The organism is Vibrio sp. B181a (assembly GCF_030248375.1).
In the GTDB taxonomy this organism is placed as follows: Bacteria; Pseudomonadota; Gammaproteobacteria; order Enterobacterales; family Vibrionaceae; genus Vibrio; species Vibrio campbellii.
Genome location: NZ_JAHGAD010000009.1, coordinates 290,337 through 304,453 on the forward strand (window position 1 = coordinate 290,337; position 14,117 = coordinate 304,453).

At 46.8% G+C, this 14,117-nt stretch carries 10 protein-coding genes; 5 read left to right on the plus strand and 5 right to left on the minus strand.

The window, feature by feature from the left end:
• The first annotated feature begins 9 nt into the window (after nucleotides 1-9).
• Genes KIO97_RS05170 through KIO97_RS05185 form a run of 4 tightly spaced genes read left to right on the plus strand, consistent with a single transcriptional unit; the run spans nucleotide 10 to nucleotide 8,796 of the window.
• A complete protein-coding gene (locus KIO97_RS05170) occupies nucleotides 10-2,097 on the plus strand; it encodes a peptidase (RefSeq protein ID WP_010645911.1) in 2,088 nt (695 codons plus the stop codon).
• Nucleotides 2,098-2,154: 57 nt separating this feature from the next.
• A complete protein-coding gene (locus KIO97_RS05175; RefSeq protein ID WP_285381325.1) occupies nucleotides 2,155-7,017 on the plus strand; it encodes a DNA repair ATPase in 4,863 nt (1,620 codons plus the stop codon).
• A complete protein-coding gene (locus tag KIO97_RS05180; RefSeq protein ID WP_285381327.1) occupies nucleotides 7,018-7,722 on the plus strand; it encodes a phospholipase D-like domain-containing protein in 705 nt (234 codons plus the stop codon).
• Nucleotides 7,723-7,737: 15 nt separating this feature from the next.
• Nucleotides 7,738-8,796, plus strand: a complete 1,059-nt coding sequence (locus KIO97_RS05185; protein WP_005429653.1) for a toxic anion resistance protein — start codon at nucleotides 7,738-7,740, stop codon at nucleotides 8,794-8,796.
• 142 nt (nucleotides 8,797-8,938) lie between these two features.
• On the opposite strand, the gene KIO97_RS05190 is transcribed toward KIO97_RS05185, so the two are convergent.
• The 5 genes from KIO97_RS05190 to KIO97_RS05210 all read right to left on the minus strand — a co-directional run bounded on the left by KIO97_RS05190 (nucleotide 8,939) and on the right by KIO97_RS05210 (nucleotide 13,066).
• A complete protein-coding gene (locus KIO97_RS05190) occupies nucleotides 8,939-9,136 on the minus strand; it encodes a hypothetical protein (RefSeq protein WP_038876674.1) in 198 nt (65 codons plus the stop codon).
• A gap of 163 nt (nucleotides 9,137-9,299) precedes the next feature.
• A complete protein-coding gene (locus KIO97_RS05195) occupies nucleotides 9,300-10,391 on the minus strand; it encodes an alkene reductase (RefSeq protein ID WP_285381329.1) in 1,092 nt (363 codons plus the stop codon).
• Nucleotides 10,392-10,401: 10 nt separating this feature from the next.
• On the minus strand, nucleotides 10,402-11,031 hold the full coding sequence (locus KIO97_RS05200) for a GrxB family glutaredoxin (RefSeq protein WP_285381331.1): 630 nt from the start codon (nucleotides 11,029-11,031) through the stop codon (nucleotides 10,402-10,404).
• 79 nt (nucleotides 11,032-11,110) lie between these two features.
• A complete protein-coding gene (locus KIO97_RS05205; RefSeq protein WP_285381333.1) occupies nucleotides 11,111-12,298 on the minus strand; it encodes an MFS transporter in 1,188 nt (395 codons plus the stop codon).
• Nucleotides 12,299-12,397: 99 nt separating this feature from the next.
• Complete coding sequence (locus KIO97_RS05210; protein ID WP_285381334.1) at nucleotides 12,398-13,066, minus strand: SDR family oxidoreductase; 669 nt, start codon at nucleotides 13,064-13,066, stop codon at nucleotides 12,398-12,400.
• A gap of 121 nt (nucleotides 13,067-13,187) precedes the next feature.
• Here KIO97_RS05210 and KIO97_RS05215 point away from each other — a divergent pair, with 121 nt between their 5' ends.
• On the plus strand, nucleotides 13,188-14,111 hold the full coding sequence (locus tag KIO97_RS05215; RefSeq protein ID WP_285381336.1) for a LysR family transcriptional regulator: 924 nt from the start codon (nucleotides 13,188-13,190) through the stop codon (nucleotides 14,109-14,111).
• Nucleotides 14,112-14,117 lie beyond the last annotated feature (6 nt).

Genomic DNA, 14,117 nt, shown 5'->3' on the forward strand with positions numbered 1-14,117 from the left:
GGAGCAGCTATGCAGATTTCTCCAAGTCTGATATTCCTTGGGATTGGTATCGGGATTTTTTTGATTATTCTTATCTTTCTCACCACCCGATATAAAAAGGTTCGAGGTGAAGGCGACGCACTAATTGTCAATGGACTGCATGCCACGCGCGCTTCTCTAACTGGTACTTTTGTATGGCCAGTGATCAACAAATTTGAGTTTATGGATATTACTCGTAAGAAGATCTCTGTTGTTCGAAGTGGCCGCAAAGATCAAGAAGGCGAAGAATACGAAGGCCTTCATTGCCGAGACAACATTCGTGCGGACCTTAAAGTTGATTTCTACATCGGTGTGAATCACGAAGAAGAAGACATTGTTCGTGTTGCTAAACTTTTTACTGCTCATGATGCTTCTAACCTAGATCGCCTAAAAGAGCACTTCCAGCCTAAGTTCTCTGAAGCACTGAAAACGGCAGTAAAACAGTTTGAATTTGAAGAGCTGTTAACGAATCGCCGCGCTTTCCGCGATGCCGTTGTTGAAGTCATCGGTAGCGAAATGGATGGCTTTAAGATCTACGACGTTGTTATCGATAAAGTTGACCAAACCGCGCTGGACGCCCATAGCCCGGGCAACATTCTTGACGTAGAAGGTATCCGTAAGATCTCTGCCATCACAGCGCAAAAGAATACGGAAACCAACGCGATTCGTCAGGATGAACGCACAACGATCAAGAAGAAAAATGTTGAAGCTGAAGCAAACCGCTTACAGCTTGATAAGCAAGAAAAAGAGAGTATTGCCCGCACTCAGCGTGAAATCGATATTATCAAAGCGCAAGAAGAAGCGTTGGCCGCTGAAAAACGTGAAGAATATGAGCGAATCACTAAGCTAGCGGAGCTGGAAACTGAAGAAGAAGTGGCCAAGAAGCGCGAAAGTGTCGAGATGGAAGTCGAGATGACGCGTATCGCAAACCAACGCCAAGTGGCAATTCAACAAGAAGAATTGAACCGTTCAGTAGAAACTGAGCGAGTTCGTACTTCTACAGAAGTTGCTGAGCGAGAAATGCAGAAAGAGACGACGGTAGAAGAAGCGATGAAGTCTGTCGCGGAAACTCGTTCTCAACGAGTAGAAATCGAACGTAAGATTGCTCGTGAAGAAGAAGAGACGGAAAACCTGCGCGTTAATGAGCGTGTTAACCGTGAAAAACGCATCAAACTGACTGAAGCAGAAGCGGTTGCTGAATCTGCACAGATTGAACTGCTGGTTGCCGCTCGTGCAGAAAAAGATGCCGCTCGCGAACGTTCTGAACGTATTTTGATTGAGAACGAAGCTGAACTAAAAGTGAAAACGCGTGATGCGGAAAACGAGCTAGCGGTGAAGACACGTCAAGCCGAAGCGGAACAAGTAGTGACGACCAAGCGTGCAGAAGCTGAGTTTGTGGCGAAAGACCGTGAAGCTGCAGCAAAAGAGCGTATGGCACAGGCAGAAAAAGAGCTGATCAGTGCTACGGGTCTTGCTGAAGTGGAAGTTGAGCGCGAGCGTGCACTTGCGATCAAAGAGACGGGTGAGGCAGAAGCTTACACCTTACAAAGTGCCGGTGAAGCGGAAGCGCAAGCTCTACGTGCTAAAGGCCTGGCAGAAGCAGAAGCACAGACAGCTCGTTTCGAGGCGGCTCAGCAATACGATGATCACACCCGTGAACACGACAAGTGGGTAATGCAGTTGCAACAAGAGAAAGACCTTGAATTGGCGCGCATTGATGCTCAGAAAACCGTGGTTGGGGCGAACGCTCAAGCCTTGGGTGAGGCACTATCGAAAGCTGATATCCGTTTGTTTGGTGGTGAAGGAATGGAGCAAATCCGTCGCACTATCATGGATGCCGCTGTCGTCGATGCGAAGTTTAATGAATCAGAGGTTCTTAACCCACTGGTCTCAGATTATGTGAATGGCAACCGTAGCCTGCCGCAAGACATCAAAGACGTGTTAGAGAGTACAGAACTGAAAAGCAGTGATTTGAGCAATGTCGCGCTCGCGAGTTTACTGAATTCACAAGGTGGCGCTGCGGAGCTAATGAAGAAAATCCAAAGCTCCCTAGATACGACAACCAGCGATAAATCATAATTTTCACTCTCTCTAAAAAATCCCGCTTCTTCGTAAGCGGGATTTATAGGTATTAGCATGTCAGATATGACTCAAAAAGCGGTGAGTGATGCTGGTGCATACGATGTTTTAAAGACGCGTTTGTTGCAGCAAGGCAGCCAGCTAAAGTCTCTCTCCCAATCCTTCAATCAGCAACGCCAAGAAACGTTTGGCGGCCAAGATTTTAAATTGATCGGTAAGGTCAATGTTCAAACCGATGCTAAGTGCATTCCAATCGATATGGCTCAGGTAAACCAGCATTTATTGTTCGGTTATCATGTGCAAGTTGGGATGAAAGCGACGCCTTCATTAGACGATGTGTTTGGGCTTTATCACCTCCACGAAAATGAAGGTACATTTCGTGTTGAGCCGCTTCCACTTGAATCCAGTTTTTTATCCGATTCCCGTTTTAGCCATGAATTGACGGAACTGTTTACGTACTACCGAGACGCAAAGCTTTCTCAAATCTCTCGTCAAGAAAGCACGCTTTATATCGCCTTCCAAATTGGCATGCGTCCAGAAGACAGAAAAGTCTTCCGTTTTCAGATCAACGCTCATTCTATCGAGTACATTGATTCCTTAGGTCAGAACGCCTTAACCAGTGTTCCTCAACATGATTTTGATTGGATCCCAACAACGCGAGATGACCACGTGCTTGGCGATCATCCGCATGTGTCTATTCAAGATAAGTTGTTTGTTGAATGTGTTGGCGGGGACTTAACCATCAAGGTGGAAGACAATACCAAAGATGGTAAAGGTATCTATAGAGAAGACGTTGAAGACCCACACCAAAGCGTGGCTGACGCACACATCGATTACGCGTTTGTCGGAGACTTAATTGCACTACGAGTAAAGCCAAACCGAGAAAAACACGCTCGATACTTCCTCTACAATTCAGTGACTCAGTCCGTCGTAAGGGCTGATGCATTAGGGGCAAGCGCAAAAACGCTACCTGAAGATCATGGCGTGCTGTACGCCAATGGCTACGTTCTATCTAATGGTGAAGACAAACAGTTCGCCTTTGACGCTGACCAACTCAAGTTCTTCCAGCAGATCACGTCACCGAATGGTGAGGATATTCTTTATATCTTTTTCAACGCCGTTGAAGGTTATTACATCGCGTACACCTACAACTTGATTGAGAAGAAATTTGAAGCGCCAATGGAGAGCCACGGTTACAGCTTATACCCAGATGGCCGCTGGTTAGTGTTTCAATTGTCTGAGAATGAAGAGGCGTCGACCATCCACCCGATGAGAATTTGGGATACGCCATTTTCTACCCCAGAGCACTATGCGAAAGTCAACGCGCAAACCCAAGGCAGCAGTCCACTGTTCAATCTTGGTAATACGGAGTTGGTTCGAGCGCTGTCTTCTGTTCTTTCGATTTGCCAATTAGCGCAGAGTGAAGAAGTAACTCAAGCGGCCTATGAAGTACTTATCAAGCAGTGTCGCTCGACCCTCGATCACTACACTTGGCTCAATCATGATTACGCTTGCGGAATAGGCAGTGCGATCAATGAACTCATGGGGACTACCGATAAGATCATCGATGAGTTTGCCAAAGTTCAGCAGTTACAAAAACATGCTTCAAGCAGCCTTGATGAGCAAAAATCGGCAGTTTCCGAGCTCATTGGCAAAATCAAACTGGCCCCAAAAGAGCAAGCGAACACATTACTGAGTTTGCTTAGTGAAGTAAAAGGGCAAGTCGGTGTGACTATGTCGCTCCGTCAGCAACATTACATTGATGAAGTTCAAGTTGACCGTTTGCTTGAAGAATTACAGACACAGCGCGAGTCACTTAACCTGCATTTGCTCACTCTTCTTCAAGACGAAAAAGCGTACGTCCCTTTCAAGAAGCAAATTCAAAAAATTGAATTACAGCTCGAAGAAGTAACTAAAACGGCTGAGATTCAGAAGCTTAATGAAGAAGTGGAAACGCTTCGTCATGAGCTCCAGATAGTGACAGAAGAAGTCACGGACATCGAAACAGAAGATCCGACACAAGCAACTCGAATCTTAGACCTCACGACAGAAGTAACGTCGCTGCTTAACACTGTTTCAGCCAAGCTAAGAGCAAAGTCTCAAGGCTTACAAAGTGAAGAAGCTCAAGCGGAATTCAGTGCTCAATTTAAGCTACTCAGCCAGTCTGTGAGCAGTGCAATGGAGCAAGCGTTAACGCCAGACGATTGTGATACCCAGCTTGCTAAGCTTGTTGGGCAATTGGATAAGTTAGAGTCGCGCTTCGCGGATTTCGACCAGTTTTTAAGCGAGATTTATTCAAAGCGTGATGAGATCCAATCAACGTTGGATAACCACAAGCAACAGCTTATTGCAGGTCAACAACGTCGAGTACAAAACTTACTTCAAGCCGCCAACGTCACCATGAGCAGCATAGAAAAGCGGGTAGAACGATTCGATGATGTTGCAGGACTGAACAGCTACTTTGCCACCGACGCAATGGTACTCAAGCTACAACAGTTGTCTCAGACTATTCGTGATCTTGGCGACAGTGTCAAAGCAGACAGCGTTGACTCAAAATTGAAGTCGCTTCAAGACCAATCGCTACGCGCATTACGAGATAACCAAGACATCTTCGAGAAAGGTGGTACGGTTCTACGCTTGGGCAAGCATAGATTTAGTGTCAACCAGCAGCCACTTGACCTTAGTTTGGTCGATCAAAGTGGTGAGTTGGCGCTACACATCTCCGGTACGGATTTTTACCAAGCAGTAGAAGACAAAGCGTTTCTCGATCTGCAAACCGTTTCTCGTTTAGACGTTGCCTCAGAGAGTGAGGACGTCTATCGAGCGGAGTATCTGGCGTACTTAATCTTGCATCAAGCGTCTATCAATCAAGATGGGCAGAGCCTAGATAGGCTTTATGATGCTTTGAGAGAAGATAAGTTGAACGAACTTGTTCAACGTTTTGCAGCGCCACGTTATCGAGAAGGGTATGTCAAAGGTATCCACGATCATGATGCGGTCAACATTTTACGTAAGGTGCTGCCTGTTTATCAGCAAGCGGGGTTATTGCGTTACAGCCAAACCGCGCGCTCGAAGGCCATCTTGTGGCTATTAGAGCAAGATGCTGACCAAATAGGTCACTATCAACAACAGGCGCAAAACGCGAAGTTATTGCGAGAGCATTTAAATGCATCGCAAGCGTATCAAGAGCTGCAAAAACAACTGGTTGATTCCCTAAATGATGATCAACATGAAGCCGCTGACTACCTTGCGCAGCTATTGGGTGAGCAAGATTGGCAAATCGAAGTGAGTCAGGATTCCCTCTCTCTCTGCGAAGATTATTTGCAATTTAGACGCAGTTTGGGCTGGCAACCTCAACCGCTCAGCTTTACCGAATCATTTAACGATCATCATCAGTGGTTAAGTGCGTACACTGTGAAAAAGCAATACGGTCAGGCTTTCGTATGCGAAGCGGCGACGGTTGCTGTGGTGAATACCTTGTCTGAGAAAAGGCTAGCCAGTGTCGACTTTTCATTAGTGTGTCATGTCGAAGGGTTACTGGGAGAGCACACTCGAATTAGCAAAGGCAGTTTAGAGCTCGTATTGGATGACTTTATTCAAAGAAATGAACATCACCGAAGCTCGGTCGTTCCGAATTTTGAAGCTTATCTATCCCAGCGCACCCAGTTGTTGAGTTCTGCTAAGGAAGATTTCCGTCTTAGTGAGTTTAAACCTCGCCCATTAACGTCATTTGTGCGCAACAAGCTGATCAGTGAGAGCTACTTACCTCTTATTGGCGACAACTTTGCTAAGCAAATGGGTACGTTAGGCGATAAAAAGCGTACTGACTTGATGGGGATGCTACTTCTTATCTCTCCGCCTGGTTACGGTAAAACGACGTTAATTGAGTATGTTGCACACAAATTGGGTTTGGTGTTCATGAAGATCAATGGCCCATCCATCGGTCATCAAGCGACATCCCTCGACCCCGCCGACGCCCCCGATCAAAATGCGGCGCGTGAAATTGAGAAAATTAACCTTGCTTTCGAGATGGGCAACAACGTGTTGCTGTACTTGGATGATATTCAACATACCCATCCCGAATTCTTACAGAAATTCATCTCACTCTGTGATGGTACGCGTCGCATAGAAGGCACTTGGAAAGGGAAAACGAAAACCTATGACATGCGCGGCAAAAAGTTTGCTGTCGTGATGGCGGGTAACCCTTACACCGAGAGTGGCGAAGCATTCAGAATCCCAGACATGTTGGCTAACCGCGCGGACATCTACAACCTCGGTGACATGCTGTCTGACCAGAAATCGATCTTCGATTTAAGCTTTATCGAAAACTCGCTCACCTCCAACAGCGTACTTGCGCCTTTAGCAACGCGAGATCTAAATGACTTGTACCGCTTTGTCAGAATGGCAGAGGGAGAAAGCATTGCGCTGAGTGAGATGAGCCATTCGTACTCTGCGATCGAATCTAGCGAGATCGTGACAACCTTGCAAAAACTGATCATGGCGCAGCAAATTGTCTTGAAGGTGAATCAGCAGTACATCAAGTCAGCCGCAACAGCGGATCAGTATCGTGTCGAACCTCCCTTCAAGCTGCAAGGCTCGTATCGAAACATGAATAAACTGGCGGAGAAAATCTCGTCAGTGATGACTGACCAAGAGATGAACACACTGCTTCAAGATCACTATCAGGGTGAAGCACAAACACTGGCCGCGGGCACTGAGGAGAACCTACTCAAGCTTGCAGAACTACGTGGTGACATGACGGATGAACAGCAAGCACGTTGGTCTGAAATCAAAGAAGGGTATCAGCGTCAGCAAATGATGGGTGATTCGGAAGACCGAGCAGGACAGGTTGTGCAGCAACTTGCTATGTTGAATCAGCATGTTGCTCGATTTGGTCGTCATGATCAGGAGGGGAGCTAAATGGATCGACAGAAATGGTCAGCGTGGTTAGAGGCTTCGATACAAGATTATCGCCTAGATGATAGTGAGCGAAGAGAGCTCCAATCAGAGCTGCAGGGCTCGGTATTAAGTCATGAAGACCGCGCCTACCTGCGTAATATGAGCTTTAAGCTCGTGCAGCAAGAAATCCAAAATCAAGGTGATGCAGCCGCTTTAGTTCGTTGGTTGGAGCGCGTGGTCAAGGTTTTAGACAATGTCATGAGTGAGAACTCGGCAGACACCGCGTCGAGCTGGTTTTCTCCGGGTAGAGCGTGTGCGTCCGGCATCATTGAACAGCTGAAGCTGGCTCGTCACTCGGTGGACATTTGTGTTTTCACTATCGCGGATAACGACTTAACCGATCAGATCCTTGCCGCGCATAAAAGAGGCGTAGCGGTCCGAATCGTGACCGACAACGACAAGATGTACGATAAAGGCAGTGATGTTGAATACCTTGCAGCACAGGGCGTGGCGGTCAAAATTGATACGACTCGATACCATATGCACCATAAGTTCGCGCTCTTCGACCAACAGCGGTTGATCAATGGCAGCTTTAACTGGACACGCAGCGCTTCTAAATACAATCAGGAAGATATCACGCTTACCGACGACCGCAGGTTTGTTTCTGCGTTCTTAAGACAATTTGAAACGCTATGGCAGAAATTTCCTTGCCATAAGCCGTCATAAATATAGGGAGATCCCATGACCGAATTGATGAATTCTGAACATCAGGTACTTGAGGTGGACGCTACTCCTCAAATCGTCGCACTCGCAGAGCAATTTGATGCGTTTGATAGCGTAGCGACGATCACTTTTGGTAAAGAGGCGCTGGAAAAAATCACCGCTTTCTCTGACGAAGTGTTAGAGCAAGTTCGTGTTCGCGACAGTGGTGAAGCGGGCGATATTTTGCATGCAATGGTATCGTCTATGGACAGCGCTGAATTCTCAAATCTAGGCAAAACCAGCTTGTTATCGAGACTTCCTCTAGTTGGTGAGCTTTTTGATTCATTCAAAAAATTCTCGGCAAGTTTTGATTCAGTGAAAAGCCAACTGGAACAGCTTTCAGGGCGTTTAGAAGCACAAGAAATGAAGCTGGCTCATGATATTAGCCAGCTCGATACGCTCTATGACCATAATTTAGAGTTGCTCGGCGGATTAGAGCAGTACATCGCCGCTGGTAAGTATAAGTTAAACCAGCTTACGCAAAATGTGTTACCAAGCTTACTGGCACAATCTGAGCAAAGTGGTGACGCGTTGGATGCCCAGAAATACCGTGATGCGACCCAAGCCGTTGCGCGTTTAGAAAAGCGCGTGCATAACCTTGAGCTCACTCGCCTGGCTGCTATCCAAACCGCACCTCAGATTCGATTGTCTCAAGAAGGCAATAAAATGCTGATGGAAGACATTCAAGATATCGTGCACAACACTTTCCCATTGTGGAAGCGCCAATTCTTGATTGCGATTTCCAATTATGAAAAAGAGAAAGCGTTGAAGGTAACGCGTGCGGTGAAGGATTACACCAATAAGCAATATGTGCAAAACGCAGAGAAACTGAAGGCGTTAGAAGAACAAATTGCAGAAAACTACCAGCGTGGCATTCTCGATCTCGATTCTCTAGAGACCGTGAATCAACTGACGATAGAAACGTTGAACAATACGCTATCGCGAGTGAAGGAAGGCAGAGCGCAACGCGAGCAGGCTCAACAAGTGATTGAGCGAGCAGAGGCAGAACTTAAACAAGCGCTTGAGCAAACCTTGTAAGGTGAATCATCGAGAAATCACTCCCTTACTTATTTTTATCTACTTTTAACGAGTAATAGAAAATAGGGAGTGATTTTTTGGTAAAAGAGACAGCGTGGCTTTATCCCGAACTTAAGAGAAACCACATCAGCGGTGATTGCGCTTACATGTGACCAGAACCGTGGAACATGCCACCGAACATTCCGCCAAATATCATCCCTAAAATGCTGAAGATGATCCCTAGAATGATCATTGCAGGAATTGAAGCGATAGCGAACTTGACCATAAAGATCACCATCGACATAAATGGCATTTTAATATCAACAACCGTCACTTCTTGTTTTGTAGTTTCATCAGACATGAGTGTTCTCCTAAATTTGCATTCTGAATATGCAGCCAGTTTATTACACTCAAACTTAAGAAAACGTTGAGCTGGGTTGCGCTTTTCCCTTTATGGGATAGCAACTGATTAATCTGAGAAATACGGCACGCTATGAATCGCTATCAGAAGCGGGTAAAGCCTCTTAACCAAGCGCCGGATAATCGGTATAGCCTTGTTCATTACCACCAAAAAGCGTAGAGCCATCCAGTTCAGCCAGAGGTTGTTGGTGCTGTAAGCGCGCCACCAAATCTGGGTTAGAAACAAACGGGCGTCCAAACGCGACTAAATCCGCATAACCTTTCTCAAGTACCTCGTTAGCACGATCTTGGGTGTAACTGCCAGCCACGATAATCGTATTGGTGAAGTATTCGCGCAGTTCGATGCGGAAGCTTTCTGGAATCACTGGTGCGTCATCCCAATCCGCTTCAGACAGGTGCAAGTACGCAATATCACGAGCTTGAAGTTGTTTCGATGCCTCGAGGATGGTTGGCACAATGTCTGGGCAGTTCATGTCCTTGAAAGTGATGAATGGGGCGAGTCGTACTCCTACTTTGTTGGCTCCAATGGCTTCGCTCACCGCATCGACCACTTCTAACAAAAAGCGAAGTCGGTTTTCGCGAGTTCCGCCGTAGTTATCTGTTCTGTGGTTTGAATTGGTACGTAGGAACTGGTCAATCAGGTAACCATTACCGCCGTGGATTTCAACGCCATCGAAGCCTGCTTCAATCGCACGTTTCGCGGCATGGGCAAAATCACTTACCACACGGTCAATATCGGCTTGAGTCATGGCTCGTGGCTCTACACAATTGACCATGTTGCCATTACCTTGTTCATCGGCAATCCACACTTGGGTTTCTACTGGCTTTAGTGCTGATGGGGCAATAGGCTGTTCGCCTTTTTGGAATGTCGGGTGTGATACACGGCCAACATGCCATAACTGACAAAACATCGCTGCGCCTTGCTCTTTTACTGCTTGAGTGACGGTTTTCCAGCCTGCCACTTGTTCATCAGTGTAGACGCCTGGTGTGAATGAGTAACCCTGCGAATCGTCTGAAATCTGGGTGGCTTCAGAGATGATTAAGCCTGCGGTAGCACGCTGCTTGTAGTAAGTCGCCATCATTTGGTTTGGAATGTTTCCCGGTTGGCTGGTGCGCGCTCGGGTCATTGGAGCCATGGCTACGCGGTTTTGCAGAGTTAGTTGTTTCAGCTGTGCTGGTTCAAATAGCTTGCTCATGATCGACTCCTTACTTAAGTAGTGGCACTTGGGTTTTGTTGCTTACCGATTCCATCCAATCTTTCACGGTGTTGTCCCATTGGATTTCTGCGGCGCTGAAGAACCCGCGAAAAATAGAAAATAGGATCGCTTCGTCTACCAACGTCACATGCTGGTAGGAATCGAGATTCAACACGCTTTTCGCTCGTTTAATGAGTGCTTCGACCTCTTTGGCAATGTTTGGTGTGTCTTGCAGAAGTGCGTCAAAATTGAGTGCTTCCGTTTCCTTTTTCGCGCGCCAAGCTTGCTGTGCAGACTGAGTGGCAAACTCTGGTAAATCAATGTTTGACCAACGTGGGTAACCCACCTTCTGCAGTGGAAGAAACGCGATTTTTTGCCAATCCAGCGCTTGTTGAGATGGTTGGCTTGTTTCACTTGATGTAGCCAGTTCAAGGAAGTAAGCGATGATATCTAGGCTTTCTGCCATCGCTTCACCGTTGTCTTTGATAAGAAGTGGTACTTGTTTGGTTCCAATCAGGTCTGTTGTGGTTTTGTCATCGTCATAAGCAATATTGATGACGTCGAGTTGGATATTCAGCATGCCAGCAACATAGCGGACGCGAGCACTGAATGGGCAATGTTCGTAAATGTAGAGTTTCATAGTGTTTTCCTATCGATTCGTATTGGGTAGCCCCGCTTGTTCGGGAGGCGTTAAGTCAGGGCTACCAGTAGGGATGAAATTAGTTGTTGAAGCTTGGTGTTAGCTCAGTTTGTTTGCTTTCTTTGCGGTTCGCCTTGGCGATGAATAGCAGACCAATCAGTGGAACAATGATGGCTGCGTAAGGGATCATGCCTGCCCCCATTTGGCTATCGAGCACCATGCCGCCTAAGAAACCGCCAAAGGCATTGGCTAAGTTGAACGCAGAGATGTTTGCCGTCGCTGCTAACTCTTGACCTTCACCACCGTGGTTCATTACTCGTAGCTGCATTGCTGGCACGTTAGCGAATGACGCAATACCAAATACGAAGGCGGCGGCAATAAACAGAACTTTGCTGTCGACAGTTAGGCCGACCAGTACCAGTGACACAATCATCGCGATAGCCCAGAACATGGACGCTTTTTGTAGGTTTTTATCCGATGAACGACCACCCATGGTGTTACCAACAATCAGACCGACACCAACGATAACCAAAATCCAAGTCACGGCACTTTCACCAAACCCAGTGATGTGCATGGCGATAGGGGCGATGTAGCCATACAAAGTCATAAACCCCGACCAAGCAAATACGGTGATCGCAAGGCTGATAAGTAGCATTGGGTTTTTGAACGCAGCCAATTGCGCTTTGACATCTTTTGCTTCGCCATGACCAGTCGATTTGATCACTGAAGTGATAAAGAACAGAGCCACTAAACCAAAAGCGGCAACGGTCAAGAAAGTGGTGTGCCAGCCGAATTGCAAGCCAATCCAAGTACCGCCGGGCACACCTAAAACGTTAGCCAGTGTTAGGCCTGCGAACATCTGTCCGACTGCACGACCTGCCATTTTTTCTGAAACCAAATTGGTCGCCACCACAGCACCGATGCCGTAGAAAGGACCTTGAACCAAACCTGTGATCACTCGGCTGACCATCAACACAAAGTAGTTCGGTGCGAAAGCGGACAATACGTTGCCGAGAATAAACAGCACCATTAGCCCAGCTAGTACGGCTTTCTTGTTAAAGCGCGCTAAGTAAATCGTAAGTAATGGGCCACCAAACACAATGGCAAGCGCGTAGGCACTGATTAGGTAACCCGCTTGCCCTTCAGTGATGGACAAAGAGTTGGCGACTTGAGGAAGGATTCCTGCAATAACAAATTCCGCGGTACCGATAGCAAAAGCTGCAAGCGTTAAGATCCATACCTGCAGCGGCATTTTTTCTTTATTCATGGGGGAGTCTCTTTTTTATTTCGTTTTAACCCATTGGTGCCATGCTTTTTTCTTGCTCTGGCACCTTGTTTTTATTTGCGGTTAGCTAAGCGTGTGTTGTTAGCCAAGCAGTGCGCCACCATCAACATCAATCACGGCGCCGGTCATGTAGCTGTTTTCAATCAGGAGTAAGTAAGCTTTTGCAACGTCACTGGCTTCGCCTACTTTGCGTACGGGCAAGCTATTTTGTGTACGTTTGAACATGGCATTTCTATCGTCTTCGTTCATGCCTTGATACGCCTCAGTTCTAGTTAAACCTGGGCTGACCGCATTTACTCGGATCGGAGCCAATTCTTTCGCCAGTACTTTCGTGGTCGCTTCAATGGCCGCGTTGATGGCAGTTTTGACGAAGGTGTTAGCAACAACTTTGCGCGATAACATGCCAGACGTTAGCGTGATTGAGCCGCCTTTCTTGATGTAGCGTGCGCCATGTTTCGCCGCGTTGATGGCGCCCCAAAACTTGGTATCGAACGCGTATTTTGCTTGGGAAACTTCTACATCCACCACTTTGCCTGCCGGAGCATAAGAACCTGCTGTGACGATCAGGTGGTCAAAAGCACCAATGGTTTCGAAGTAGTGGTAAACCGATTGTTCATCGCTGATGTCTAGCCCTGTTTTGCGGCTTGCTACGTGGATAATCGAATTGTCGTTTGCAAGTTGTTGGCTAAGTTCAGCACCAATACCTGATGTGCCACCTAGTACGACGTAAACAGTTTTTTCTGTTTTCATGATTTGTTTCTCCAATCTCGTTTCGTTGGAGCCAGTATATTGACTGGAAGAAATTTGATAATTGGGTAATATTTGAATTGATTATTCAGCTCAGGTGAATAATGAGGTTTTAGGAGGGAATGTGGACAAGTTTTCGGATATGACGCTGTTTGTCAGCATAGTGAAGAACCAAGGGCTGGCGTCGGCTGGTAGAGAGCTCGGCTTATCGCCAGCAACAGTAACGGCAAGATTGCAGTCGCTGGAAGACCGTTATGGGGTGAAATTACTTAATCGCAGTACAAGGCATATCTCACTGACGGACTCTGGCGCTATGTACCATCAGGCATGCTTGGAAATCATCGACAGCGTCAAAGAGACGGAGAACTTACTCCAAACTGGCACCAAAGAAGTGCGCGGGACTCTTAAAATCTCGGCTCCTCGTGATATTGGTAAGCAATACATTTCGCCAATACTGTCGGAGTTTAGTCAGCTCTATCCCGATGTGATCCCTTATCTGTATTTGAACGATAACTTATCCAACTTGGCTGAGTCCGGTTTGGATATTGTTATCCGATATGGGGAGTTAGCTGACAGCAACCTTATCTCTCGCAAACTGGCGTCCAGTCGCCGAGTGCTTTGCGCTTCTCCTCAGTATTTGGCAAAGAAAGGCACGCCGATCACGCCACAAGATTTAGCACATCACGATTGTTTAGCCATGGTTCGTAGCAATGAAGAGTTGAAAACATGGCACTTCCAAGATGAAGAGCAGCACAACGTTATTACTGTCGTACCGAAGCGTTTTTCTGATGATGGCGAAGTGATTCGTCAATGGGCGTTAGATGGCGCGGGTATTGCGTTGAAATCGATTCTCGATGTACAAGAGGACATCAAACAGCAGCGTTTAGTGACGCTGTTAAATGGCTATATGAAGAACTTCAACGCATCGACCTCTTCTGCAGGCGCAGATTTGAACGTGATTTATCTGAGCCGCCAGTATCAACCCAAGCGACTTCGTTTGTTTTTGGACTTCTTGATTGAGCGTTTTCATAGCCAGTTTCCGGAATAAGCAAGA

What these genes read in the sequence shown, in the direction of transcription:
- KIO97_RS05170 (WP_010645911.1), top strand. Translation starts at nt 10, where the DNA reads ATGCAGATTTCTCCAAGTCTGATATTCCTTGGGATTGGTATCGGGATT.
- KIO97_RS05175 (WP_285381325.1), top strand. Translation starts at nt 2,155, where the DNA reads ATGTCAGATATGACTCAAAAAGCGGTGAGTGATGCTGGTGCATACGAT.
- KIO97_RS05180 (WP_285381327.1), top strand. Translation starts at nt 7,018, where the DNA reads ATGGATCGACAGAAATGGTCAGCGTGGTTAGAGGCTTCGATACAAGAT.
- KIO97_RS05185 (WP_005429653.1), top strand. Translation starts at nt 7,738, where the DNA reads ATGACCGAATTGATGAATTCTGAACATCAGGTACTTGAGGTGGACGCT.
- KIO97_RS05190 (WP_038876674.1), bottom strand. Translation starts at nt 9,136, where the DNA reads ATGTCTGATGAAACTACAAAACAAGAAGTGACGGTTGTTGATATTAAA.
- KIO97_RS05195 (WP_285381329.1), bottom strand. Translation starts at nt 10,391, where the DNA reads ATGAGCAAGCTATTTGAACCAGCACAGCTGAAACAACTAACTCTGCAA.
- KIO97_RS05200 (WP_285381331.1), bottom strand. Translation starts at nt 11,031, where the DNA reads ATGAAACTCTACATTTACGAACATTGCCCATTCAGTGCTCGCGTCCGC.
- KIO97_RS05205 (WP_285381333.1), bottom strand. Translation starts at nt 12,298, where the DNA reads ATGAATAAAGAAAAAATGCCGCTGCAGGTATGGATCTTAACGCTTGCA.
- KIO97_RS05210 (WP_285381334.1), bottom strand. Translation starts at nt 13,066, where the DNA reads ATGAAAACAGAAAAAACTGTTTACGTCGTACTAGGTGGCACATCAGGT.